17 protein-coding genes are annotated in these 24,789 nt (G+C 71.7%); 6 read left to right on the top strand and 11 right to left on the bottom strand.

From position 1 onward, the window contains the following. Nucleotides 1-14: 14 nt before the first annotated feature. Complete coding sequence (locus tag SSQG_RS15335; protein ID WP_003990695.1) at nt 15-572, top strand: acyl-CoA thioesterase; 558 nt, start codon at nt 15-17, stop codon at nt 570-572. Nucleotides 573-584: 12 nt separating this feature from the next. Here SSQG_RS15335 and SSQG_RS15330 read toward each other — a convergent pair whose 3' ends face one another. Next, entirely contained in the window at nt 585-2,069 is a 1,485-nt protein-coding gene (locus SSQG_RS15330; RefSeq protein WP_003990694.1) for an LCP family protein, read from the bottom strand. Between the two features lie 128 nt (nt 2,070-2,197). Between SSQG_RS15330 and SSQG_RS15325 the strand changes: the two genes are divergently transcribed. Next, nucleotides 2,198-3,235, top strand: coding sequence for a glycosyltransferase family 2 protein (locus tag SSQG_RS15325; RefSeq protein ID WP_039932788.1), 1,038 nt, complete (start codon nt 2,198-2,200; stop codon nt 3,233-3,235). A 52-nt stretch (nt 3,236-3,287) separates the two neighbouring features. Here the strand turns inward: SSQG_RS15325 and SSQG_RS15320 are convergent, their stop codons facing one another. The 6 genes from SSQG_RS15320 to SSQG_RS15295 form a co-directional block, all read right to left on the bottom strand. Then, nucleotides 3,288-4,976 carry an LCP family protein gene (locus SSQG_RS15320; RefSeq protein ID WP_003990692.1) on the bottom strand — a complete coding sequence of 563 codons (1,689 nt, stop codon included), beginning with the start codon at nt 4,974-4,976 and terminating at the stop codon, nt 3,288-3,290. A 91-nt stretch (nt 4,977-5,067) separates the two neighbouring features. Then, nucleotides 5,068-6,789 (bottom strand): LCP family protein, encoded by a 1,722-nt coding sequence (locus SSQG_RS15315; RefSeq protein WP_039932785.1) that lies wholly within the window; start codon nt 6,787-6,789, stop codon nt 5,068-5,070. Nucleotides 6,790-7,007: 218 nt separating this feature from the next. Then, nucleotides 7,008-8,639 carry an LCP family protein gene (locus SSQG_RS15310; protein WP_208865649.1) on the bottom strand — a complete coding sequence of 544 codons (1,632 nt, stop codon included), beginning with the start codon at nt 8,637-8,639 and terminating at the stop codon, nt 7,008-7,010. Nucleotides 8,640-8,714: 75 nt separating this feature from the next. Beyond that, nucleotides 8,715-10,454, bottom strand: coding sequence for an LCP family protein (locus SSQG_RS15305; RefSeq protein WP_078506857.1), 1,740 nt, complete (start codon nt 10,452-10,454; stop codon nt 8,715-8,717). Nucleotides 10,455-10,693: 239 nt separating this feature from the next. Continuing rightward, nucleotides 10,694-11,884 carry an LCP family protein gene (locus SSQG_RS15300; RefSeq protein ID WP_003990688.1) on the bottom strand — a complete coding sequence of 397 codons (1,191 nt, stop codon included), beginning with the start codon at nt 11,882-11,884 and terminating at the stop codon, nt 10,694-10,696. 278 nt (nt 11,885-12,162) lie between these two features. Next, nucleotides 12,163-12,918 carry a TIGR03089 family protein gene (locus SSQG_RS15295; RefSeq protein WP_003990687.1) on the bottom strand — a complete coding sequence of 252 codons (756 nt, stop codon included), beginning with the start codon at nt 12,916-12,918 and terminating at the stop codon, nt 12,163-12,165. A gap of 150 nt (nt 12,919-13,068) precedes the next feature. Between SSQG_RS15295 and SSQG_RS15290 the strand changes: the two genes are divergently transcribed. Together SSQG_RS15290 and SSQG_RS15285 are read left to right on the top strand one after the other, a co-directional pair. Next, on the top strand, nt 13,069-14,640 hold the full coding sequence (locus SSQG_RS15290; protein ID WP_039935089.1) for a peptidoglycan recognition protein family protein: 1,572 nt from the start codon (nt 13,069-13,071) through the stop codon (nt 14,638-14,640). A 135-nt stretch (nt 14,641-14,775) separates the two neighbouring features. Beyond that, entirely contained in the window at nt 14,776-15,858 is a 1,083-nt protein-coding gene (locus SSQG_RS15285; RefSeq protein ID WP_003990685.1) for a sugar phosphate nucleotidyltransferase, read from the top strand. Between the two features lie 194 nt (nt 15,859-16,052). Here the strand turns inward: SSQG_RS15285 and SSQG_RS15280 are convergent, their stop codons facing one another. The 4 genes from SSQG_RS15280 to SSQG_RS15265 all read right to left on the bottom strand — a co-directional run bounded on the left by SSQG_RS15280 (nt 16,053) and on the right by SSQG_RS15265 (nt 20,007). Then, nucleotides 16,053-17,054 carry a DNA-3-methyladenine glycosylase family protein gene (locus SSQG_RS15280; RefSeq protein WP_003990684.1) on the bottom strand — a complete coding sequence of 334 codons (1,002 nt, stop codon included), beginning with the start codon at nt 17,052-17,054 and terminating at the stop codon, nt 16,053-16,055. Nucleotides 17,055-17,116: 62 nt separating this feature from the next. Then, nucleotides 17,117-18,448, bottom strand: a complete 1,332-nt coding sequence (locus SSQG_RS15275; RefSeq protein WP_003990683.1) for a coenzyme F420-0:L-glutamate ligase — start codon at nt 18,446-18,448, stop codon at nt 17,117-17,119. Beyond that, nucleotides 18,445-19,404: a 2-phospho-L-lactate transferase gene (gene cofD / locus SSQG_RS15270; protein WP_003990682.1), complete on the bottom strand. Its 960-nt coding sequence runs from the start codon at nt 19,402-19,404 to the stop codon at nt 18,445-18,447. Before cofD ends, SSQG_RS15275 begins: the two co-directional genes overlap by 4 nt. A gap of 96 nt (nt 19,405-19,500) precedes the next feature. Beyond that, on the bottom strand, nt 19,501-20,007 hold the full coding sequence (locus SSQG_RS15265; RefSeq protein ID WP_003990681.1) for a cysteine dioxygenase: 507 nt from the start codon (nt 20,005-20,007) through the stop codon (nt 19,501-19,503). A gap of 662 nt (nt 20,008-20,669) precedes the next feature. On the opposite strand from SSQG_RS15265, the gene SSQG_RS15260 reads away from it, so the two are divergent. Together SSQG_RS15260 and SSQG_RS15255 are read left to right on the top strand one after the other, a co-directional pair. Beyond that, nucleotides 20,670-20,933 carry a WhiB family transcriptional regulator gene (locus tag SSQG_RS15260; protein ID WP_003990679.1) on the top strand — a complete coding sequence of 88 codons (264 nt, stop codon included), beginning with the start codon at nt 20,670-20,672 and terminating at the stop codon, nt 20,931-20,933. Between the two features lie 215 nt (nt 20,934-21,148). Next, on the top strand, nt 21,149-24,789 hold a 3,641-nt coding region (locus tag SSQG_RS15255; protein ID WP_003990678.1), incomplete at its 3' end, for a glycosyltransferase family 2 protein.

The raw sequence follows: 24,789 nt of genomic DNA, 5'->3' as shown, positions 1-24,789 counted from the left end.
CTAAGGTAGGGGCCATGACAGAGCAGGCCTCAGCTGCGGATTCCGGCGCCTCGGATATCCCGGGCAAGGCGACATCAGCCTCCCGAACCACCCTCAGCCACATCATGACCCACAACGACACGAACCTTCTGGGGACGGTGCACGGCGGGGTGATCATGAAGCTGGTCGACGACGCGGCGGGGGCCGTGGCCGGGCGGCACTCCGGCGGGCCGGCCGTCACCGCCTCCATGGACGAGATGGCCTTCCTGGAGCCGGTCCGCGTCGGTGACCTCGTGCACGTCAAGGCGCAGGTCAACTGGACCGGCCGGACGTCCATGGAGGTCGGTGTCCGGGTCCTCGCCGAGCGCTGGAACGAGTCGGCCCCGCCCACCCAGGTCGGTTCCGCCTACCTCGTCTTCGCGGCCGTCGACGCCGACGGCAAGCCCCGCCGGGTCCCGCCGGTCCTCCCGGAGACCGAACGCGACAAGCGCCGCTACCAGGAGGCCCAGATCCGCCGCACCCACCGCCTGGCCCGCCGCCGCGCGATCATGGAACTGCGCGAGAAGCGCGCGGCGGAGGGGTACGAGGACTGACGCGCCGACGCGCTACGAGCACGCCACCTCGTCCCCACGGACCACCCCGTCCCCACCCTGCTCCGGGTCCTCCGCCCGCACCTTGCGGACGCGGTCGAAGTCGGTGCCCGCGATGACCTTCAGGGTCGCGCCCAGGCCCGCGACCGGCCGGAGCTCGCTGCCCGGCAGGGCCGTCGCGAGGGACTTCGCCGAGCGGTCCCAGCGGGGGTCGTAGGCGACGACCGTGCGCTTCACGTCGTCGGTGGCGTGGGTCACGGGGGTGCGGGTCGTGACGAAGCCCGCCGCCGCGAGCGCCGCGTCCACCCGGCGGCCGAGGCCGGGCGTGCTCGTGCCGTTCTCCACCTGGACGCTGATCCGCTGCGGAGCGACCGGGACCAGCGGGACCGCGCCACCCGGCCGGTGCGCGGACAGCGGCCGGTCCTCACGCAGGGCGTGGAAGAGGCGCTCCGACTTCGCGGGGTCCCACTTCAGCGTCGACCCGACACCCTCCACGGCGTACCCCATCCCCCCGATGGGGACGGTGGTGAACTCGGAGGAGGAAGGGGAGAAGTTCCGCATGGCCCGGCCCAGGTCCAGCATCTCGTCCGTGCCGAAGCCCTTGTCGGCCCGCACCGAGCCGAGCACCGCCCGGGTCACGTCCCGGAACTTCATCGGGTTCAGCATGATCCCGGAGGAGGTGACCCGGTCCACGAGCGCCGCCATGAAGCGCTGCTGGCGCTTCATCCGGCCCAGGTCGGAGGCTCCGTCGACATGCCGGGCCCGTACGTACTGCAGCGCCTGCCCGCCCTCCAGCGTGTGCTGCCCGGCGGGCAGGTCGAGGCCGGTGTAGCTGTCCCTCAGGGGGGCGGCGGTGCAGATCCGCACGCCCCCGACCACGTCCACGGTCTTCATGAAGCTGGTGAAGTCGACCTCCAGATAGTGGTCGATCTTCACCTTCGTCATGCTCTCGACGGTCCGCACGGTCAGCTGCGGCCCGCCCTCCGCGTACGCCGCGTTCAGCTTGATCGGATGGCCCCCGTGCCGTGCGCCCGTCGTGCGGTCGACGTGCGCGGGCGTCACCGCGTAGGAGTCGCGCGGCAGACTGACCACGCTCGCCCGCTCCCGGTCCTCCGAGATGTGCACGATCATGATCGTGTCGGTGCAGTGGCAGGGCGCGCCGCCGAGCCGGTACTTCCGCCGCTCCTCCGCGCCGATCCTGTCGCGGCCGTCGGTGCCCACGAGCAGGACGTTCATGCCGTGGCCCGCCTCGGGCCGGTTCTTCATGTCCTTGAAGGGGTCGACCCGGACGATGTCCGCCTCCAGGCTGGTCATCACCGCGTGCCCGATACCGGCGGAGGCCAGGACCACCACGGACAGCGTGGTGATCACCCGCAGACCCCAGCGCGGCTTCCGGGCCCGTCCGGACGGCGCGGCCCTGCGCGGGGCACGGCCGGGGGAGGGCTGTGGGCGGCGCTGTGGGGCGGTGGTGGTCCGAGGGGATCGCGGCGGCGTGGGCAAGGGGATACCTCCGGACGGCGGCCGTACGTGAGATCCGTGACACCGTAGGCCGATACGATCTGCGGCCTGCGGGAACCGCCCCGGCGGCGCGCACCGGTGTCCCCCGTTCGCGGTAACGTGAGGCCTCTATGAACGCCAATCCCGACGTGCGGCTCCCCGCCGTTTCTGTGATCATGCCCGTCCTCAACGAGGAACGGCATCTGCGGGGAGCAGTCCAAGCGATCCTCGCGCAGGAGTACGCCGGCGAGATGGAGGTCGTGATCGCCCTCGGTCCGTCCACGGACCGCACGGACGAGATCGCCGCCGAGCTCGTGGCCGAAGACGCGCGTGTCCACACCGTCCCGAACCCGACCGGCCGTACGCCGGCCGCCCTCAACGCCGCGATCAACGCCTCCCGGCACCCGATCGTCGTCCGTGTCGACGGGCACGGCATGCTCTCGGCCGACTACATCACCACCGCCGTACGGCTCCTGGAGGAGACCGGCGCGCAGAACGTCGGCGGCATCATGCACGCCGAGGGCGAGAACGACTGGGAGCACGCCGTCGCCGCCGCGATGACCTCGAAGATAGGGGTCGGCAACGCCGCCTTCCACACCGGCGGGCAGGCGGGCCCGGCCGAGACCGTCTACCTGGGAGTCTTCCGGCGCGAGGCGCTGGAGCAGCAGGGCGGCTACAACGTGGAGTTCATCCGCGCCCAGGACTGGGAGCTGAACTTCCGCATCCGTGAGGCCGGCGGGCTGGTCTGGTTCTCGCCGGAGCTGCGGGTGTCGTACCGGCCGCGGCCGAGCGTGAAGGCGCTCGCCAAGCAGTACAAGGACTACGGCCGCTGGCGGCACGTCGTCGCCCGCTTCCACGAGGGCTCGATCAACCTGCGCTACCTCGCCCCGCCGGCCGCCGTGTGCGCGATCGCGGCCGGGATCCTGGTGGGCGCGGTGCTGACGCCGTGGGGATTCGTGGTGCCCGGCGGCTATCTCGCGGCGATCCTCCTCGGCTCGCTTCCGGCGGGCAAGGGGCTGCCGCTGAAGGCCCGGCTGCAGATCCCGGTGGCGCTGGCCACCATGCACATGTCGTGGGGCTGGGGCTTCCTGACCAGTCCGCGCGCGCTCGCCCGCAAGGTGATAGCGAGCCGCCGCCCGGCGGTCCGCGCGGACGCGGCCACCGGCTGACGCACACCGCTCGTGTCCGGGCCCCTTCCCCTGCGGGAGGGGCCCGTTTCCGTCACCAGGTGAACGCCGGGTTCACGTGCATGCAGGCCTTGTCGTCCGCGCCGTTGAGCGCCTCGGCCGACTTCGGGGTCTTGTCGTCCCGCCGGGGAGCCTTGTAGGTCGTGCCGGTACGCCAGTCGGCGCCCACGACGAGTGTGACGCCGGTGACGTCGGTGGACCGCTTCACCGAACCGAGCGGGATGCCCAGGGCCTTGGCGACCCGCTGGGCGTCGCCCTCCAGGTCGGCGCTCGGGTAGCGGACGACGGTGCCGTCCTCGCTCCACGAGCCGGTGGTGTCGGCGACGGCCTGGGCGAAGCCCTTCTCCGTCAGCAGCCCGGTCACCTCGCTCGCGCGTCCGCGTACCGCTGCCAGGGTGTCGGTGCGGGTGCCGTTGCGGACCTGGACGGGGATCTCGTCGTCGGCCGCGGCCGGGTCGGCGGCGGCCTCCTCCGCCGTCTGCTTCCGGGCCTTGTCCTTGCCGTCCAGCGCGATGTCCTCGCGCACCAGCCGGAACAGCTGCTCGGCGTCGTCCGTGGGCTCCACACGGGCGCCGACGTACCGGTTGGGCATCGTGGTCATGGTGATGCGCTCCGGCTCCACCTTGCGCAGCTCGTTGCTGAGGTCGTAGAGCTTCTTGACGGTGTCGAGGCCGGTGTCGACCGTCAGGGCCCGGGTGGCCTCCTCGGCCAGTCTGCGGAGCTTGTTCGGGCTGCTCAGGGTGGCGTTGTCGCGCAGTTGCCGGACCATCGCGTTCATGTACATGTGCTGGGCCTTGGCGCGGGCGAGGTCGCTGCCGTCCTCGAAGCCGTAGCGGGTGCGCAGCCACTGCAGGGCCTGCTCGCCCTGGATGTACGAGGTGCCCTTCTCCAGTTTCAGGCCCGAGCCCTTGCCGTCGGAGGTGCGGGAGTGGATGTTGGCGTCGACGCACACCGGGACACCGCCGACGGCGTCGGCCATGGACACCACGCCGGCGAAGTCGACCATGACGAAGTGGTCGATGTGGATGCCGGTGAGCTCCTGCCAGGTGGCCACGCTGCAGCCCGGACCGCCGTGCCCGAGGCTCTGGTTGGTCATGGTCCGGCCCTGGGTCGCCGGGTACACCTTCCCGTCGTCCGGGTCGGTGCACTTCGGGATCTTCACCAGGGTGTCGCGGGGCATGCTGACGACCGACATGTTGGTGCGGTCGGCGGACAGGTGCAGCAGCATCTGGACGTCCGCGAGGGGGGTACCGCCGAACGTCTCGCGGGCGCCGCCGAGTTTCTGGTTCTCCTCGGTGTCGCGGGCGTCGGAGCCGATGAGCAGGATGTTCAGCGGGGTCTGACCGGCGGCGTTCGGTGTGGGAGCGGCGACCTTGTGGTCGCCGAGGTTCAGGGCGTCCTTCTTGATGTTGCCGTTGAGGTGCCGGTAGTAGAGGTAACCGGCCCCGGCCGTCCCGAGTATGAGCAAGGCGAGCACGGCGGCGGACCACTTCAGCAGCCGCCGCGGACGCCGGGGGCGGCCCGCGATGCTCCGGCCTTCAGCGCCGTCACCGCCGTCGCCGGGGGGCTGTGCACCCGCCTGGGCGTCCGGTCCGGTGTCCTTCGCCGGTCCGCCCTCGTCAGCCGTCTCCGTCTCGGTCTCCGTCGCCGGCTCCGCCTCGCCCGGGCCCGGTTCACCGCGGACGCCCCGCGTCTCGTTCTCCCGCACACCGCTCTGCGTCACTTCCCCGGTCCTTCCCGCCCCCCGCGCACGCGACAGGCCCGTCCTGCCTCCTGTTAGACGCACGACGGGCCTGTCAGTTGCCCTCAGCGGGTCAACTCGCGCACTTCACCTTGTCGGCCGTGGACTTCTCCACGTCCGGCGCCTCGACCGGGGCGTCGAGCTTCACACCCGCGCCCTTGAAGTCCTTGCCCAGGGTCAGGGTGATCGAGGGCAGCCCCTGGGAGTTGGCCACGCTCTCGCCGGGCTTCAGCGCCGACCCGGGCAGGCCCATGATGTCGGCGAGGCGACGGGCCTGGTCGGCCTGGTCGGGGGCGTACTCGAGCGTGGTCTTCGCCAGTGCGGCGGGCGCGTTGCCCACGTTCTCCGACTTGGTCACGCCCTCCTCGACCTGGAGGTACTGGAGGGTCTTCTGGGCGCTGCCGGCGACGGCACCGCCGTTCTGGATCCGCACCCGGACCTCGGAGGCCGGGGCCTTGGTGCCCTTCAGCCGCGCGGCCTCGGCGTCCTTCTCCTTCTTCTTCTGCCGCTTGACCTCGGTGAACGACACGTCGTTCGCGATCATGTCGAACACCTGGGGAGCCTTGGTCTCGTCGAGGACGACCGTCGCCTTCACGGTCTCCGCCGGGTTGTCCTTCACCGGCACCGTCGTGAAGGTGATGTTCTTCGTCGGCACCTGCTTCAGCTCCAGCGCGACGTCCTTGAGCGTGCCGACGCTGCCGATCGCCTTGTCCACCGTCAGCGCCTCGGTCGCGGCCTCGGCGAGCTTCAGCAGCTTGGACGGGCTGGTGAGGGTGTCACCGGAGGACATCTTGCGCATGAGCGAGCCCAGGAACTGCTGCTGGACCTTGATCCGGTCGAGGTCGCCGCTGTTGCCGAAGCTCTTGCGGGTGCGGACGAACGCGAGGGCCTGCTCGCCCTCGACCTTCGACTCGCCCGCGGGCAGGACGAGTTTGGAGTCCTTGTCGTTGACCGCTTTCTCCACGCAGACGTCGACCCCGTCGACCGCCGTGGTCAGCGTCTTCACCGCGTTGAAGTCGGCCATCATGAAGTGGTCGACCCGGATACCGGTGTTCTCCTGCACCGTGCGCATGGTGCAGCCCGGGTCCCGGCCGTTCTCCCCGAGGCTCCGGTTGAAGCGGACGGCCTGCTGCCCGGCGACGATCCTCTCCGAGCCGTCCTCCTGCTTCGTCGGGCAGTCCGGGATGTCCACGATCAGGTCGCGGGGGATGCTGAGCGCGGTCGCGTTGGAGCGGTCCTCGGCGACGTGCAGCAGGATCGTGGTGTCGGCGTGCCCGGAGCTGCCCTTGTCGCCGTAGCCCTCGTTGCCCTCACCGGTGCGCTTGTCCGTGCCGATGATGAGGACGCTGAAGGCCTCGTCCTTGCTGAAGTTGCTCGCGCCCGCGCTGCCGACGTCGGTCGTCGTGACGTTGCCCGCCAGGTGCTGGAGGTAGAAGTAGCCGGCGGCGCCGACCCCGACCAGTACGAACGCCATCGTGCCGCCGGTCCACAGCAGCACCTTCTTCGCCTTCTTCGGCTTCTGCTGGGCAGGCCGCCGTCCGCCGCGCCGTCCCGGCGGCGGCTCCTCGGGGGCGCCGCGCCGTCTGCGCTGCGGCGGGACCTCGGTACGGGTCGTCGTCCCGGGGCCCGTCCCACGGCCGGTACCGCGGCCGCCGGTGGCTCCGCGTGTCCCGGCGCCCGGCGACTGCGCTGCGGATGGAGTCAGTCGCAGTTCGTATTCGCCGGTGTTCGGATTGAGTACCCACTGGTCTGCGGGGTCGATCGGTTCCCCCCGCCCACGGCGTTGCGCGTCCACGGTTGCTTGTTTCCTCCGTCTGGGCACGCGGCGCCCTCTCCCCCCGGAAGGCGCACGGGTACTTGGTCATCACAGAAGCACTGGATCGCTCACACTATCCGCCCAGTTGAACGCCGATGTGCGCCGAATGACAAATTCAACATCCATACATTTGGGCAATCCAGCCCAATTCATGAACGGAAGTTCGAGGAGTTCGTGTGCGCGTGACGCCTCGTCCGCTACCAGCGGTACGGCGCGTACACGTCCATGCACTTTCCGGCGTCGGAACCATTGAGCGCGTCCGCGTCGCCGGGCAGGTTCCCGGCCTTCGGCGCCGCCTGCTTCGGATAGGCCGTGCCCGTACGCCAGTCGGCGCCCACCACGACCGTGACACCGGAGACGTCGGTCGACTGTTTCACCGAACTCGTCGGAATACCCAGCGACTTGGCGACGCGCCGCGCATCGCCCTCCAGTTCGGCGCTCGGATAGCGCACGACGGTCCGCTCCTCGGAGCGCGCGGGCGAGGTGTCAGCGGCGGCCTTCGTGAATCCCTGGCCCACGAGCGACCCGGCGAGGGCCGCCGCGCGTCCGCTGACCGGACCGAGGGTGCTGGAACGCGTGGCGTTCTGCACCAGCACGCCGATCGCACCGTCCGCCGCGGCCGGATCCCGCGAACCCTTCTCCGCCTTCCGCGCCTTCTCCGTCTTCTTCGAACGCGGCTTCCCGCCCTTGCCGTCGAAGGGCACGTCGTCGCGGAGCATGGCCCACACCCGGTCGGCGTCGGCGCCTGCCGGGATCAGGTGGTTGACGTCCTCCGGGTCCTCGGACGTGGGCAGCGTCGTCATGGTGATGCGGTCCGTCGGCACCGTCTTCAGCTGCATCCCCAGGTCGTACAGCTTCTTCACCGTGCCGATCTCCTCCGACACGTTCAGCGACTTGGTGGCCGCCTCGGCCAGGTCCGTCAGCCGGCCCGTGTCGGTGAAGACGTTCTGCGCCTTGAGCGTGCGGATCATCGAGTTCATGTACATGTGCTGCGCCCTGGCCCGCAGCGGGTCGCTGCCCCAGGCGTGGCGGGTGCGCAGCCACTGGAGCGCCTGCACGCCCTGGACCTTCTTGTGGCCGGCCTTCATCTTCAGGCCCGAGCCGCCGGGCACGCCGGGCAACGGACGGTCCCACACGTTCTGCTCGACGCACACGTCGACCCCGCCGACGGCGTCCGCCATCTGCACCACGCCCGCGAAGTCGATCGTCATCCAGTGGTCGATGTAGACGCCGGTGAGGTTCTCCCAGGTCGCCAGCGTGCAGCCCGCTCCGCCACGGGCCAGCGAGGTGTTGATGATCTTGTTGACCGGCGGGTACGTCTCTCCGGTCCTCGGATCGGTGCACTTGGGTATGTCGACCCGGGTGTCGCGCGGAATGCTCACCACGGAGGCGCTCTTGCGGTCGGCGGCCAGGTGGATGAGCATCTGCACGTCGCCGAGCGGCGGGTTGCCGCGCTCGTTGCGGGCGCCGCCGAGCTTCACGTTCTCGTCGGACTTACGGCTGTCGGAGCCGATCAGCAGGATGTTCAGGGGCGTCTGCCCGGCCGCGTTCGGAGCGGTCTTCGTCGCCTTGGAGTCGCCGCTGCTGCGCTGGCCCTTCTCGATGTTGCCGTTCAGGTGCTCGTAGTAGAGGTAACCGGCCCCGGCCGTCCCCAGGACCAGCACGGAGAGCGTGGTCGCCGACCAGCGCAGGGCGCGACGCCCGCGGCGCGGCCGACGGCCCCGCGGGCCGTCCCCGCCGCCCGGCCCGGCGGACCTGCCCCGGGCCGGCTCACGTGGGACGGCACCCCGTTTCGTCCCCTCCCCGTACACACTGCTGCTCTGTGCCATCTTGCTTCCCCACCCCCGTTGTCACCGGACAAGGCCTGCCCTACGCCCTGTGAGACGTGCATCAGGCCCGTCAGGTCACTCGGCGCACTCGACCTTGTCCGCCGTGGACCTGTCCACGTCCGCCGGCGCCTTGGTCGGAGTGGTCTGGGAGGCGCCCGCCCCCTTGAAGTCCTTGCCGAGGGTCAGGGTCATCGCGGGTACGCCCTGGGCGTTCTCCACGCTCTCGCCCGGCTTCAGCGCCGACCCGGGCAGGCCCATGATGTCGGCGAGGCGACGGGCCTGGTCGGCCTGGTCGGGGGCGTACTCGAGCGTGGTCTTCGCCAGGGAGGCGGGCGCGTTGCCCGCGTTCTCCGACTTGCTCACGCCCTCCTCGTTCTGCAGCCAGCTGAGCGTCTCCTGCGCGCTGCCGGCGACGGCACCGCCGTTCATGATCCGCACCCGCACCTCGGAGGCCGCGGACTTGGTGCCCTTCAACCGGGCGGCCACCGCGGCGGCTTCCTTCTTCTTCTTTTCCTTGACCGCGGTGAAGGAGACGTCGTTCTTGATCATGGAGAAGACCTGCGGGGCCGACGAGTCGTTGAGGACGACCGTGGTCGGGACCTTCTCCGCCGGGTTGTCGATCACCGGGGTCGTGGCGAACGTCAGGTTCTTGGTGTTGAGCTTGCCCAGCTCGAGACCGAGGTCCTTCAGCTTGCCGATGCTGGACAGCTGCGAGTCGACGGTCAGAGCCTTCGTGCCCGCCTCCGCCAGATCGAGCATCTTCGAGGGGCTGCTGAGCGTGTCGTTGTCCTTCAGCTTGCGCATCAGCGCGCTCAGGAACTGCTGCTGGAGCCCGATCCGGCTCAGGTCGCCGCCGAAGCCGACCGAGTGCCGGGTGCGCACGAAGGCCAGCGCCTGCTCGCCCTCGATCGTGTGGTTGCCCTTCGACAGCTTCAGGTGCGAGTCCGGGTCGTCGATGTCCTTGCCCAGACACACCTCGACCCCGCCGACGGCGCTGGTCAGCGTCTTGACGGCGTTGAAGTCGGCGACCATGAAGTTGTCCGGCTTGACCCCGGTCAGCTCCGTCACGGTCCGCATGGTGCAGCTGGGGGTACGGCCGTCCTGGCCGAGGCTGGTGTTGAAGCGGGTCCGCGGCGTCCCCGGGATGACCTTCTGCGACCCGTCCTCCTGCGTGGTCGGGCAGTCCGGGATGTCGACGATCAGGTCACGGGGGATGCTCAGCGCGGTCGCGTTCGAGCGGTCCTTGGAGACGTGCAGCAGGATCGTGGTGTCGGCGTGCCCGACACTGCCCGCGTCGCCGTACTTCTCGTTGCCCGCGCCGGTGCGTTTGTCGGTGCCGATCAACAGGATGTTGATGGCCTTGTCCTTCTCGAAGCCACCGGTGCTCGCGCCGTCGTCGGAGACCGACGCGATGTTGTTGTTCAGGTGCTCGATGTAGAAGTACGCGGCGCCCGCCCCGGCGACCAGCACGAACGCCATCACGCCACCGGTCCAGAGCAGGGCCTTCCTGCCCTTCGAGGCCTGCTTGGCGGGCCGCCGCCCGCGGCGCCCGGGCAGCGGCTCCTGCGGCGCCCCGCGGCGCCTGCGCGGCGGCACCGCACGGCCGGGCGTCTCGGGCCGCGGCCGGCCGGGCGCCTCCGTACGGCCGCGCGCCGGCGGACCCGAGTCGGAGGACGGCGGCCTGCGGGGCCCGGGAACACCCGACTGCGGTGCGGAAGGGGGCAGTCGCAATTCGTATTCACCGGTGCTCGGATTGATCACCCACTGGTCTGCGGGATCGATGTCGTCCGCCCGCCCACGGCCTTGCGCGTCCACGGTTGCCTGTTTCCTCCGTCGGGGCGCGGCGCCTTCCCCTCAAGGCGCCCGGGTCTCGGTCACACAGTGCGCGATCTCAGGACCGTCCTCAGAGCCGGGGCGCACCGGGATCGCTCACACTAACCGCCCAGTTCAGTGCCGAGCGACGACGGTGACAAATTCCACGTCCCTACACTTGGGCAATTCGCCCATTTCCTGGGTGAAGAGTTCGTTGCCTTGGAGTTGCCTTGGTGCCCGCTTTACTCACAGGTGTCCTCGGCTGCCGTGTTCCCGCGGAACGTCGGTGGAGGAGAAACGGTGACGACGGGCTCGGCAAACGGGGCCGCATGCGAATCCTCGTACGATCCGTCACGCGAATCGGCAGGCCTCAGGGGCGCGGAACCGTTCGACCCGGACCCGGTGATCGCCACCGGAGTGTCCGTACGCAGCCTCTCGAACAACCTCTCCGCCGCCGGCTCCACGAGTTGGTCGCGATTGGTGTCGTACGCATACGACTGCCGAGGCACGGTCAGGAATTGCACTTGTTCCATGGGGATGTCGCGCAGCCCCCGCACGAGTTCGTACAAACCGCGAAGGCTCGCCAGATCCGGGTCCGTTGTGAGAGAGGACGTGGCGGCGTCCAGCACGGGATACAGCTTCACCGGATTCAGCAGGACGTCATTGCTCCGTACCTTGTTGACGAGTGCCCCGAGGAAGCGCTGCTGCCGCTCCATGCGTTCCGTGTCGCTGCCGTCGCCGAGCGACTTGCGGGCGCGGACGTAGCCGAGGGCCTGCTCGCCGTCGAGCGTCACCCGCCCGGCGGGCAGTCGCAGCTTGGCCGCCCGGTCGTCGATCGGCTCCTTCAGGCACACCTCGACGCCGTCGACCGCGTCGACCATCCGCTTGAAGCCGTGGAAGTCGACGACGACGTGGTGGTCGACACGGATGGCGGTGAGCTTCTCGACGGTCCGGATGGTGCAGGCCGAGCCGCCCAGCTGGAACGCCTGGTTGAACATGGCGAACCTCGGCGCGCTGCGGGAACCGTCCGGGCGCCGGCAGCCCGGCACGTCCACCATCAGGTCCCGGGGCAGGGAGACGGCGGTGGCGCTGCCCCGGCCCGCGGACAGGTGCAGCAGGATCGTGGTGTCCGACCGCTCGGTCCCGGAGTCCCGGCCGTAGCGGGCGTTGTCGTCGCCCTGACGCGAGTCCGACCCGATGAGCAGGATGTTCCGCGCGTCCTTGATCAGTGAGGTGGGCCGTTCCTTCTCGTACCGCGCGAGCTCGGCCGCGGCTGCCTCGTCGGGCGTGATGTTCCCGCTGAGCTTCGCGTACACCGCCCATCCGGCCCCCGCGGCCGCCACGACCACGACGGTGATCCCGAACGCAGTCCACCGCGCCCACCGCCGCCGGCGCCGCCGCACCAGCCCCCGCCCACTGGCCGAGGCCCCCACACTCGCCCCCGGCCTCCGGAAGGACCCACCACTGGTGCCGGCCAAGACAGGACCCCTCCTGACCCCTGACGTAGGAACGCGCCACGCGCACTTCTCCTACGACTGTGGCGCGAAAGGAGCCCGGGGGAGGGATGGGGCTAGCCCAAACGAGGCGCCCGCCCTAGCTGCGGGCAGTCGTGCCGCTTGGGGCGGCACGGGTGGGCGCGGCGGCACCCCGCAACGCCGGGCTGCGCAGCGCCCCGCCCCCAGCACCAACGCCGAGCACCGCGCAAGACGCCCTACCGGGCGATAGCCGTAACCCGCTCACTCTCCACCCGCTTGTCCAGCACCCCGTCCCCGGCAAGCTCCACATGCCGGCACAACACCACAGACCCCCCCGTGGCCAACGGCCCGTACAACCCCGCGTTCAACCCCTCCCACGTGTCGTACGGCAACCCCGACAGAATCCGCGACCCCGGCCCCGTAAGCCCCAGCCCCGTAGCCTCCGCCCGAGCCCGCTCCACGACCTCCGCCCCACTGAACTCCCGCCCCGCCACGATCAGCGCAGGCCCCTCCGGATCCACCGGCGCGTACGGCACGAACCGGTCCCCCTGCCCCGGCACCTCCACCGCGTAGTCGACGAACCCCTCGGGAACCTGCGGAAACCGCCCCCCGAGCGGCCGCAGCGCCATCGCGATCCGCGCCCCGGAGCACGCCCGCGCCGCCTCCAGCCCGTCCGGCCCGCTCACCACGACGTCGGCCGCCCGCGCGTCCCCCGACACGTCCGCGACGACCCCCACCGACGAGCAGGCCAGCAGCCACACCGCCGTCTGCCAGTGCGCGGGCAGCGACAGCGCCACCCGGTCCCCGGGTTCGACGGACAACTCGTCCTGGAGGAGGTTGGCGGTCTTGGCCACCCAATTGGCGAAGGTGGCCACGGAGAGTTCGACGCGTTCGCCGGTGGCGTCGTCGTAGAAGGTCACAAGGGGACGTCCCGGATCCGCGGCGAGCGCGGAACCCAGCAGGTCGGCAGGGGTGCGATCGGTGGCGTTCACCCGCGCAAGCGTACGTGCCGCACGAGCCCGCGCCCAACGCCCCGGCCGTCGCCCCGCCGCCGCTCCGTCACCGGTTCGGCCGCACGCTGGGCGACAGAGCGTCACATCCCAAATGGACAGAGTTATATGACCATGTCCAACATCAGGGGCATGCGTGGATTCCTTGCTTCTTCCATCGGTGTCACCTGTGCGGCCGCTCTGGCCCTCCCGCTCGCTCCCCCCGCCCTGGCGGGGACGGAGAGACCGGTACCCACCGCGGAAGCCGCCACGACAGCGAGACCCGCGCCCCGAGCGGGGACGCCGACCACGACAACCACCACTACGACAACCACCACCACGACCGACCGGCGCGCCGCCGAGCCGTACGCCCCCGGCAGCACCCAGTCCCTCCCCCTCGAACCCCTCACCCAGAGCCGCGCCACCCCGACCGTCCCCGGCACCGCCGAACTGGGCCTGCCCCGCCGTGCCGTACGCGGCTTCTCCCTCGTCGGCGTCATCTGGGACGACCCCGAAGTGGAACTGCACGGCCGCGTCCAGGTCCGCACCCGCACCGCCGGCACCGGCACCTGGACGGGCTGGCAGGACCTCGAGACGCACACCGCCGAGCACAGGTCCGACCCGAACACCCCCGAGGGCGCCCCGGGCCGGGTACGGGGCGCCACGGCACCCCTGTGGGTGGGCAGGTCCGACGGTGTGGAACTCCGGGTCACCCCCGACCCCGACGACACGGACGCCGCCCCCGGCGCACACGGCACGGGCGCCTACGAGCCGCCCGGCGCGTCCGCGTTCCCCTCCGGCCTCCGCCTCGAACTCGTGGACCCGGGCGACGCGGCGGAAGGCGCCCAGGCCGGGGGCACACTCTCCGGGGACACCACGGACGCCGCCGCACTCCCCGGGGCTCCGGAGGAAATCCCCCGCACCGCCGAACTGAACGCCGATGACTCCGCCGTCACCGACGCCGCTGCCGTCGCCGCCGCCGACGCGGCCTCCGCGGCCAACGCCGGACTCGCCCCCCTCGGCGCCACCGAGATCTCGGAACTGAGCCGCGCCGAGACCGAGCAGGAGTACTTCGCTCTCAACGCCGACGCGCTGACGCAGGCACAGCTCGCGAAGCCGTACGTCGGCCCGCGGCCGCGGATCGTCACGCGGCGAGGCTGGGGCGCGAACGAGGGGCTGCGGGAGAGCAAGTTCGTCTACACGAAGAAGGTCAAGGCGGTCTTCGTGCACCACACGGCCAGCGGCAACGGCTACAGCTGCTCGCAGGCCCCCTCACTCATCCGCAGTATCTACCGCTACCACGTCAAGAGCATGGGCTGGCGGGACATCGGCTACAACTTCCTCATCGACAAGTGCGGAAAGATCTACGAGGGCCGCGCGGGGGGCGTGGCGAAGCCGGTCCTCGGCGCGCACACCCGTGGTTTCAACAGCAACAGCATGGGGATCGCCGTCCTCGGTTCGTACGGGTCCAAGAAGCCGTCGTCCGCCGCCGTCAAGGGCATCGCCCGGCTCGCGGCGTGGAAGCTCGGCCTGTACCGGATGAATCCGCGGGGCAAGACATACCTGAAGTCGGGAGGTGGCAACCTCTACCGAAAAGGCAAGAAGGTTCGACTGAACGTGATCTCAGGTCACCGGGACGGCTTCAACACGTCATGCCCGGGACGCAAGCTCTACGGCAAGCTCGGCTCGGCCCGCTCGAAGGCGGCCGGTTACCAGGGCCGCTGAGACACACCTTCACCGCCGTCGGGGGGCAGCGGGGCGGAATGCCGCACGGCCAGCGAAGGCGCCACGGAACGGTCTGCATACACTGACCGGCCGAAAGACAGTTCGGCCGGTCCCGGCAGGAAGCAGAGACGACACGTGACAGAAGCGATCCTCCTGGTCGGCGGCAAGGGCACCCGGCTGCGCCCGCTCACGGTGCACACGCCCAAGCCCATGGTCCCGGCGGCCGGGGTGCCCTTCCTCACGCACCAGCTGGCGAGAGCGAGAGCCGCGGGCGTCGAGCACATCGTCCTCGCCACGTCCTACCTGGCCGAGGTCTTCGAGCCGTACTTCGGTGACGGCTCCGCTCTTGGACTCCACCTCGAGTACGTGACGGAGGAGGAGCCCCTGGGCACGGGCGGCGCCATCCGCAACGTGGCCTCGCGGCTGCACTCCGGCCCCGACGACCCGGTGCTGATCTTCAACGGGGACATCCTGACGGGCCTCGACATCCCGGCGCTGGTGGACACCCACGCGACTACGGGCGCGGACGTCTCGCTCCACCTCACGAAGGTCACGGACCCCCGCGCCTACGGTCTGGTCCCCACGGACGACACCGGCCGGGTCCTGGCGTTCCTGGAGAAGCCGCAGACGCCGGAGGAGATCGTCACCGACCAGATCAACGCGGGTGCGTACGTCTTCCGCCGCTCGGTCATCGACACGATCCCGCTGGGCCGCCCGGTCTCGGTGGAGCGGGAGACCTTCCCCGACCTGCTGTCCGCCGGGGCGCACCTCCAGGGCATGGTCGACTCGACGTACTGGCTGGACCTGGGCACGCCGGCGGCCTTCGTCCGGGGCTCGGCGGACCTGGTCCTCGGCCGCGCCCCGTCTCCCGCGGTCCCCGGCCGCTGCGGTGACCGCCTGGTCCTCCCGACGGCGACCGTCGCGTCCGACGCGAAGCTCTCGGGCGGCACGGTGGTGGGCGAGGGCGCCTTCGTCGCCGAGGGAGCCCGCGTGTTCGGCAGCACGATCCTCGCAGGCGCGGTGATCGAACCCGGCGCGGTCATCACCGACTCCCTCGTAGGCACCCGGGCCCGGGTCGGCGAACGCTCCGTCCTCACCGGCGCGGTCATAGGCGACGGCGCGACGGTCGGCCCCGACAACGAACTCCTGGAGGGCACCCGCATCTGGTGCGACGCCCAAATCCCCCCAGCAGCGGTCCGCTTCTCATCCGACCAATAACCCAGCTACGGCCAGTCGTGCCGCCCTAGCTGCGGGCAGTCGTGCCGCCCGAGCTGCGGCCAGTCGTGCCGCCCTAGCTGCGGGCAGTCGTGCCGCTGGGGCGGCACGGGTGGGCGCAGCGGCACCCCGCGCCGCCGGGCTGCGCAGCGCCCCGCCCTCAGCACCAACGCCGAGCCCCCGAAAACGGGCAGCCCTCACAACTGCCCGATATCCCACCGAGGCATCTTCGGCACCCGCCGCCCCGGCACCCTCCCACTCAGCAGAATCAACCGAGCCGCCCGATGCCGCTGCCCCGCATACGGCTCCAGCAAATCCAGCATCACGGAGTCATCCGCATCCCGATCCCCGGCCAGCGCCCACCCCACGATCCGCGGCAGATGCAGATCCCCCACGGTCACCTCGTCCGCCGCCCCATGACTCCGCTGCACCGTCTCGGCCGACGTCCACGGCCCGACCCCCGGCACGACCTCCAACCGCGCCCGCGCGGCCCCCGGCTCCATCCGGACCGCCTCCTCCAACCGCCCGGCCACCCGCACCGCACGCAGGATCGTCGACGCCCGCTTGTTGTCGACCCCGGCCCGATGCCACTCCCACGACGGAATCAGCGCCCACGTACGGGGCGCCGGCATCACACACATCCGCTCGGGCGCGGGCCCCGGCGCCGGCTCCCCGAACTTGCGCACCAGCAGCCGCCACGCCCGGTACGCCTCGTCGGCCGTGACCTTCTGCTCCAGAATCGACGGAATCAGCGACTCCAGCACGAGACCGGTCCGCGTCAGTCTCAGCCCCGGCCGCCGATGCCGGGCCACCGCCACCAGCCGGTGCCGCGGCACGAAAGCCGACGGGTCGTCCGCGGCGCCGAGCAGCTCCGGCAACCGCTCCAGCAGCCACTCCGCCCCGGGCCCCCAGGCCTGACCGCGCACCCCACCGCCGTACGCGCAGACCCGTAGCGTCCCGGGCCCGGCCGGCGTACGGCAGGCCCGCCACACGGACCCGTCCGGCATCGCACGGAACGTCGGGTCCCCCGGCCCACGCCGCAGCGGCCCCAGCACCAGCCCGAGATCCAGCGGCCCGTCCGGCGCCCAGTCCCGCACCCGCCCGGTGTCCGCCCGCCCCTGCTGACGCGGAACAGGTACGACGGCCTCGCCACCGCGCACGGTTGTACGCGTGGGTCTGGGAGCGAATCGTCCTGCCATGAATGAAATCCCTGGGATCCGAGAGGAGCGGCCCTACGAGAGTAGGCCCCGCCCCGCGTCCGTCACCGCACCTCGATGAACGCCCCGGCGTCCCGCTCCGGCCGTGGCCGCGGTTCCTCCGCCGGATGCCCGACCGCCACCGCGCCCATCGGGTCCCAGTCCGCCGGCAGTCCCAGCACCTCGCGCACCACGTCCCGGCAGAACATCGTCGAGGACACCCATGCCGACCCGAGCCGCTCCCCGGCCAGCGCGACCAGGAAGTTCTGCACTCCGGCGCCCGCGGCGACCACGAACATCTCCCGCTCGGCGGTGTCGCGCCGGGGATCGCCGTAGGTGTGCGAGCCGTCCATGACCAGGCAGGGGACGACGAGGTACGGCGCGTTCCGCAGGACGTCCCCCCGCCGCACGCGCTTGGCGACGGACTCCTCCGTCTTGCCGTCCCGCCGCAGGTCGGCGATCCACGCGTCGCGCATGGCGTCGAGCAGCCGCGTCCGCGACTCCTCGGACTCCAGCAGGACGAAGCGCCACGGAGTGGTGTGGTGCGGGGCCGGTGCCGTCACCGCCGCGGCCACCGCCCGCCGTACCGCTCCGGGGTCGACGGGCTCGTCCGTGAAGGCCCGGACCGTACGTCGCTGGGTCACGGCCAGCCGTACCGCCTCCGACGTACCGAGCCGGAACATGTCGTCGCGCGCGCCGCGCACCATGGCCCGCGCGCCCTCCGCGTCGTCGCCGTCCGCCACCACGTGCGGCAGTCCGCGCACCACGGCGACGGGCAGCCCGGCGGCCTTGCCCTTGACCAGGTCGCCGGCGGCGGCGAGTTCGTCGGCGGTGGCGACGACGGTGGCGCTGAGCGGATTGCCGTACGCGTCCGTGCCCCCGCGCAGGTCGTCGAGCACGCGCACCCCGGCGGCGCCGATCGCGACGTCCGTGAGCCCCGCGCGCCAGGGTCGCCCGAAGGTGTCGGTGACGACGACGCCGACGTCGACGCCCAGGACGTCCCGCAGTCCCTCGCGGATCGCGCGGGCGGAGGCGTCCGGGTCCTCGGGCAGCAACAGCACGGTCCCGGACGGCGTGTTGGAGGCGTCGACCCCGGCCGCCGCCATGACGAGGCCCTGCCGGGTCTCGACGATCCGGAGGCTGCCCCGCCGGGCGACCACCCGCACCGTCTCCGCGTCGATGGCCGCCTCCCGGTCGGCCGCCCGCAGGACCCGGCCCTCCGCCTTGGACACGATCTTCGAGGTGACGAGCAGCACGTCACCGTCGGCCAGGCCGGGCTCGGCGGCCGCGATCAGCTTGGCCACGTCGTCCCCGGCCGTGACCTCCGGCATACCGCCCAGGGCCCACACCCGGTACCCGTCGGCGCCCTGCCGGTCATGCGAGACCTCGCCGCTCAAACCGCCCGCACCTCCTCCGCCAGTGCCAGCGCCTCCCGGGCCATCTGCGCGGTCGCGTCGGCGTCGGTCATCATCAGCGGCACGGCACGGCAGCGGATCCCGGCCGCCTCCACGCGCTCCACCGCGCCCGCGTCCACCGTGTCGACGAGCCAGCCGTCCAGCAGGCCCGAGCCGTAGTGCTCGGCCACCGCCGACGCGGTCGACTCGACCCCCACGGCCGCGAGCACCTTGTCGGCCATGCCCCGCACGGGCGCGTCGCCGACGATGGGGGACAGGCCGACCACCGGCACCCCGGCGTCCGCGATCGCCTCCCGGACACCGGGGACGGCGAGGATCGTGCCGATCGACACGACCGGGTTGGACGGCGGGAAGAGGATCACGTCCGCCTCGGCGATGGCCTCCAGGACGCCCGGCGCGGGCTTCGCCTGGTCGGCGCCGACCGGCACGATCGCCTCCGCGGGCACCGAGGCGCGCAGCCGCACCCAGTACTCCTGGAAGTGGACCGCCTTGCGTTCACCGTCGACCTCGACGGCCACATGGGTCTCGATGCGGTCGTCGGACATCGGGATCAACCGCACGCCCGGCTTCCAGCGGTCGCACAGCGCCTGCGTCACCGCACTGAGCGGGTATCCGGCGCCGATCATCTGGGTCCGCACGATGTGCGTGGCGAAGTCCCGGTCGCCGAGGCCGAACCACTCGGGCCCGACGCCGTACGCCGCGAGCTCCTCCTTGAGGTGGAAGGTCTCGTCGGCGCGCCCCCAGCCCTGCTCCTCGTTGATGCCGCCGCCGAGCGTGTACATCACCGTGTCGAGGTCCGGGCAGACCTTCAGCCCGAAGAGGTGGATGTCGTCCCCGGTGTTGCCGATGACCGTGATGTCCGCGTCCGGCACGGCCCGCTTCAGACCGCGCAGGAACCGGGCACCACCGATGCCGCCTGCCAGAACCACAATGCGCATGGGCGACAGTCTTGCAGGCCCCTACGACAACCGGTCGGCGGCCACGACAACCGGTCAAGCGGCCACGGCAACCGGTCAGGCGGTGAGGGCAACCGGTCAGGCGGTGAGGGCGCCCGGCTCGCTCAGCGCCTCGCAGTGCGGGGCCGTGTGCATCGGCATCTCCGTCAGCCCCGGGTAGTAGACGTGCAGGCTCACCGCCGGCTCCAGCGTGTCGTTGTCCACCTCGTGCACGTACCCCGGCGCGAAAACGCGCTGCGCGCCCGCCCGCAAGGCGCGCGTTCCCCGGTCCGTGCGCTCGGTCAGCGTGCCGTCCAGCACGGTCAGCACACCGGAGGAGCGGCCGTGGTCGTGCGGTCCGCTGCCCTGCCCGGGCACCCAGGACAGCAGCCACACCTCGTAGCCCGGGCCGGTGCGCAGCCGGTGGTACCAGCGGCTGGTCGCGTCGTACCGGACGAGGTGCTCCCACTGGGAGCGGTCGGCGGCGATGGAGCGGGCGAGGCCGACGAACTCGGCGACGGTGGCCGGGTGCTCGCGCGGGGCCTGGAGCAGGTGCGCGACTTCGAGGATGTCGCCGGCGATCTGGAGGTCGCTGTCGCTGTTCATGGGGTGGGGTGGTTCCTCAGTGAAAGAAGGTCAGAGGGAACGAGAGCCGAGGGACGGGTGGCTCGGCCTTCAGCTGGAGCGGGTGTGGCTCAACAGCTGGAACAGCAACAGCTACAGCGAGCGCGGGCAGCACCGTGGGACCCGGCGGTGCGGGTCGAGGTGAATGCCAAGTTCGCGAGCATGCCCACTAGGACACCGGTTCACACCCCCACTGTCAACTCGGCACCCGGGAAGTGGGACGGGTTTCACCTCTTCCGGTTCACCGCTCAGATGAAAGGTTTGTTCATGGCCCGTCCGGGACACATGGCGTCCATCCGTGCGCGCGAGCGCCGTTGCGTACTCGTGATCCGACTGTGATCCGGTTCGCTTCGGTGTACGTGTCGGAACGAGATCGAACCTCTGGGCGTCCTTCTCCGTACAGGTCTGCGAGGGGTCCGGCGGAAGGTGGGTGCCCTCGTGGGCTCCGTCTGTGTGTCAGGGTTTATGGTGATTTGAACACTTTCCGCATGGGCTTGGTTCCGCAGAGTGAATAAGGGGCTCAATAGCAGATCTCGGCTTGACTCGCCCGGAGCAGCACACTTGTAATTTCACTCGTGTCGTTCAGCCGGAATCGGTAACGGCTACATCACGGGGACGCGGAAAAGAACAGACGAGGGGCGCACATGACCGAGCTGGTGCAGCAACTGCTGGTCGACGACGCGGACGAGGAACTCGGCTGGCAGGAGCGCGCACTGTGCGCCCAGACCGACCCCGAGTCCTTCTTCCCCGAGAAGGGTGGCTCGACCCGGGAGGCCAAGAAGGTCTGCCTCTCCTGCGAGGTCCGCTCCGAGTGCCTCGAGTACGCGCTCGCCAACGACGAGCGCTTCGGCATCTGGGGCGGCCTGTCCGAGCGGGAGCGCCGCCGGCTGAAGAAGGCCGCGGTCTGACTCCACCCCTCTTCGTGAACGGCCCGTCGCGGGTGGGTTGTCCACAGGCGGCGGGCCGCCCTGCCCGCCCGTCTCCCGACCACCGCCCCTCAACGAGGCGCTGCGCGCCGCCCCTATTGGACTGCCAGTAGTGTGGTCGCTCGTCCGAGACGCCCCGCTGCCCCCACCGGTCGCGGGCGTCCACCGAAGTCCACCGAACCGGGGCCCGTACCTCGATGTCCGTGCACAGCCACCCGGCAGCCCATCACGACCCCGCTGCCACAGCCGCGTTCGACCCGGCCCGCCCCCCTGAGTTCCCGCGTCATGTGGTGACCGCGGTCCTCGTCTCCCACGACGGGGCCCGCTGGCTGCCCGACGCGCTCGCCGGGCTGGTCGGCCAGGAGCGACCCGTCCAGTACGCGATGGGGGCCGACACCGGCAGCGCGGACGACTCCGCCCAGCTGGTCACCGACGCCCTCGGCGCCGACCGCGTACTGCACCTCGCCCGCCGCACCGGCTTCGGCCAGGCCGTCGAGGAGTGCGGCCGCACCGCCCCGGTCCTCACCCCGGAGCACCTGCCGTACCTGAAGCGGCCCAGCGGCTGGGACCCGGTCACGCGCTCCTGGCGCGACGAGGCGTACGACCTGCCGGACCTCCCGCACGGCGAGCCGGTGCAGTGGCTGTGGCTGCTGCACGACGACTGCGCCCCGGAACCCGACGCCCTGGCCCAGCTGCTGCGGGTCGTGGAGAACGAGTACGAGCTGGGCCGCGAGGACGTGGCCGTGGTGGGCCCCAAGCTCCGTGGCTGGTACGACAAGCGGCAGCTGCTGGAGGTCGGCGTCTCCATCGCCAACTCCGGCCGCCGCTGGACCGGTCTGGACCGCCGCGAGCAGGACCAGGGCCAGCACGACCACGTCCGGACCGTGCTGTCGGTGTCCACCGCCGGCATGCTCGTCCGCCGCGACGTCTTCGAACAGCTCGGCGGTTTCGACCGGCACCTGCCCCTCATGCGCGACGACGTCGACCTGTGCTGGCGCGCGCACGCGGCGGGGTACCGCGTCCTGGTCGCCCCCGAAGCGGTCGTCCGGCACGCCGAGGCGTCCTCCCGTGAGCGCCGCACCGTCGACTGCGTGGGCCGCACGTCGGCCTCCCCGCACAAGGTCGACAAGGCCGGCGCCGTCTACACCCTCCTCGTCAACGCGCGTACGGCCGTGCTGCCCTGGGTGCTGCTGCGGATCGTGCTCGGCACCCTGCTGCGCACGCTCGCCTACCTCGTCGGCAAGGTCCCCGGACAGGCCGTCGACGAGATCCGCGGCCTCATGGGCACACTGCTCAGGCCCGAGCGGATCCTCGCCGGACGACGCGGCAGAGGCGCACCCCAGATCGACAAGGACGAGCTGCGGGCGCTGTTCCCGCCGCCCGGCGCGACCGTCCGCGCCACCGTCGAACAGGTCGCGAGCAACGTCGTCGGCCGCTCCGACCCGGAAGTCGCCGCCGGCGCGGGACGGCACGGCGGCGCCGTCGAGTCGGGCCCGGGCGGCGACGACGCGGACTTCCTGGAGATCGAGCAGTTCGCCCGGCTCAAGCGCATCGCACGCAAGCCCGGCCCGGTGCTCTTCCTGGTCCTGCTGCTCGTCTCCCTGGCCGCCTGCCGCGAACTCCTCGGCGGCGGCGCGCTCGCGGGCGGCGCCCTGCTGCCCGCCCCGGCCGACTCCGCCGACCTCTGGGCGCGCTACCTGGACGCCTGGCACCCGGTCGCCGCCGGCGGCACCTCCTCCACGCCGCCGTACGTCGCGCTCGTGGCGATGCTGGCCTCCCTGCTGTTCGGCTCGACCGGCCTCGCCGTGACGGTCCTGCTCATCGGCTCGGTGCCGCTGGCCGGTGTCACCGCGTACTTCGCCTCCCGCCCCCTGGTGGAGTCCCGGCTGCTGCGCGCCTGGGCGGCCGTCGCCCACGCCTTCCTGCCCGCCGCCACCGGCGCCCTGGCCGGCGGCCGGATCGGCACCGCCGTCCTGGCCGTGCTGCTGCCGCTCATCGCCCGCGCGGGCATCGCGGCCGGCGGCCTGGCCAACCCCGCGGGCACCCGAGGCAGTTGGCGCGCCACCTGGGCCTACGCCCTGCTGCTGACCGTCGCCACGGCGTTCACCCCGATCGTGTGGCCCATCGCGCTGCTCCTCGGCGCCGGGCTGCTGGTCCTGCGCCGGTCGGAGATCACGGCCTACGGACCGCGCTTCCTCGCCCAGCTCGGCACGCCCCTGCTGGTCCTCGCGCCCTGGTCGCTGTCACTGCTTCCGTTCGGCTTCTTCCGGCAGGCCGGCCTGGACTACGGCCCCTCGGCCGCCTCCGCCCTCGACCTGCTCGGCGCCAGCCCGGGCGGCCCCGGCACCGTCAGCGGCCTGATGCTGATCGGCATCGTGCTGGCCGCGCTCGCCGCCCTGCTGCGCTCCGAACGCCAGTCGGGCATCCGGACGGCCTGGGCCGTCGCCCTGACCGGCTTCGTCTTCGCGGTCCTGGCCAACAGCTCCACCTGGGCCGGACCCGCGACCCTGGTCTACGGCATCGCCCTCCTGGCCGCGGCCGTCCTCGGCGCCGACGGGGCACGCGCGCGGGTGGCCGAGCAGAGCTTCGGCTGGCGCCAGCCGGTCGCCGCGCTGATCGCCTTCGCCTCGGTCGCGGGCCCGCTGCTCCTCGCCGCCGGCTGGATCATCCGCGGTGCCGACGGGCCCCTGGAGCGGCGAGACCCGACCCAGGTGCCCGCGTTCGTCGCCGAGGAGAGCGGCACCCGCGACCAGGCCCGCACCCTGGTCCTCGACAGCGACTCCGCCTCCCATGTCGGCTACATGCTGGTCCGTGGCTCCGGTGCCCGCCTCGGCGACGGTGAGATCGCCGCGGCCGACGGCGAGAACGGCAAGCTCGACAAGGTCGTCGCCAACCTCGTCGCCGGCTCCGGCGCCGACCAGGCCGACCAGCTCGGCGGTTTCGCCGTGCGCTACGTCCTCGTCCACCAGGGCGCGCCCCGCGAGGTCACCCGTGTCCTGGACGCCACGCCCGGGCTGACCCGGCTGAGCCAGCAGGGCGGCGGGGCGCTGTGGCGGATCGACCAGGAGGTCGCGCGCGCCGCCATCGTCCCGGCCTCCGGCTCCGGCACCTCCCAGCCCGTCGCCGCCGGCCCCGTCGACATCCACACCACGATCCCGACCGGCACCGACGGACGCGTGCTGCGCCTGGCCGACACCGCCTCCGACGGCTGGACGGCCACGCTCGACGGCAAGCCGCTGACCCGCACCACCGTCGACGGCTGGGCCCAGGGCTTCGAACTCCCCGCCACCGGCGGCAAGCTGGACGTCACCTACGACGACCCGCTCACCCACACCCTGTGGCTGTGGGCGCAGGGCCTGCTCGCCGTCGTCCTCGTGGTGCTCGCCCTGCCGGGCCGGCGCCGCGACGTCGACGACGACCTGCCCGAGGAGCCGGTCGTCCCGGCCCAGGCGGTCGCCGGCGAGGGCCGCCGCGCCCGCCGCCTGCGCGCCCAGGCCGAGGCCGAAGGGGCCACGGCACCCGAGGAGTTCCCGGCCGCGCCCGCGCCACCGGAACAGCCACCCGCAGGGGTCCCGCAGCAGCAGAACCACGGCCAGTGGAACGCGGCGGGCTACCCGGGCGGCGACTACACCGGCTACGGCGACCAGTACCAGGGCGCCCAGTACCCGGCGGACGCGTACAACGGGCAGTACCAGGCGGACCCGTACCAGGGCGGCCAGTACGACCCGTACGCCTACGGCGGGCAGCCCCAGACACCGTCGTACGACCAGACGGGCTACGACCAGGCCTACACCCAGGGCTACGGCGTGCCGTACGACCCGGCAGAGCAGCACGACCC

The sequence above is a fragment of the Streptomyces viridochromogenes DSM 40736 genome, assembly GCF_000158955.1.
Taxonomy (GTDB): Bacteria; Actinomycetota; Actinomycetes; order Streptomycetales; family Streptomycetaceae; genus Streptomyces; species Streptomyces venetus.
The sequence above is the reverse complement of the archived record's forward strand: the minus strand, read 5'-3'. Positions and strand labels throughout refer to the sequence as shown.

Coding starts and splice junctions, on each gene's coding strand:
- SSQG_RS15335 (WP_003990695.1), top strand. CDS start 15: ATGACAGAGCAGGCCTCAGCTGCGGATTCCGGCGCCTCGGATATCCCG.
- SSQG_RS15325 (WP_039932788.1), top strand. CDS start 2,198: ATGAACGCCAATCCCGACGTGCGGCTCCCCGCCGTTTCTGTGATCATG.
- SSQG_RS15310 (WP_208865649.1), bottom strand. CDS start 8,639: ATGGCACAGAGCAGCAGTGTGTACGGGGAGGGGACGAAACGGGGTGCC.
- SSQG_RS15290 (WP_039935089.1), top strand. CDS start 13,069: ATGCGTGGATTCCTTGCTTCTTCCATCGGTGTCACCTGTGCGGCCGCT.
- SSQG_RS15280 (WP_003990684.1), bottom strand. CDS start 17,054: ATGGCAGGACGATTCGCTCCCAGACCCACGCGTACAACCGTGCGCGGT.
- cofD (WP_003990682.1), bottom strand. CDS start 19,404: ATGCGCATTGTGGTTCTGGCAGGCGGCATCGGTGGTGCCCGGTTCCTG.
- SSQG_RS15265 (WP_003990681.1), bottom strand. CDS start 20,007: ATGAACAGCGACAGCGACCTCCAGATCGCCGGCGACATCCTCGAAGTC.
- SSQG_RS15260 (WP_003990679.1), top strand. CDS start 20,670: ATGACCGAGCTGGTGCAGCAACTGCTGGTCGACGACGCGGACGAGGAA.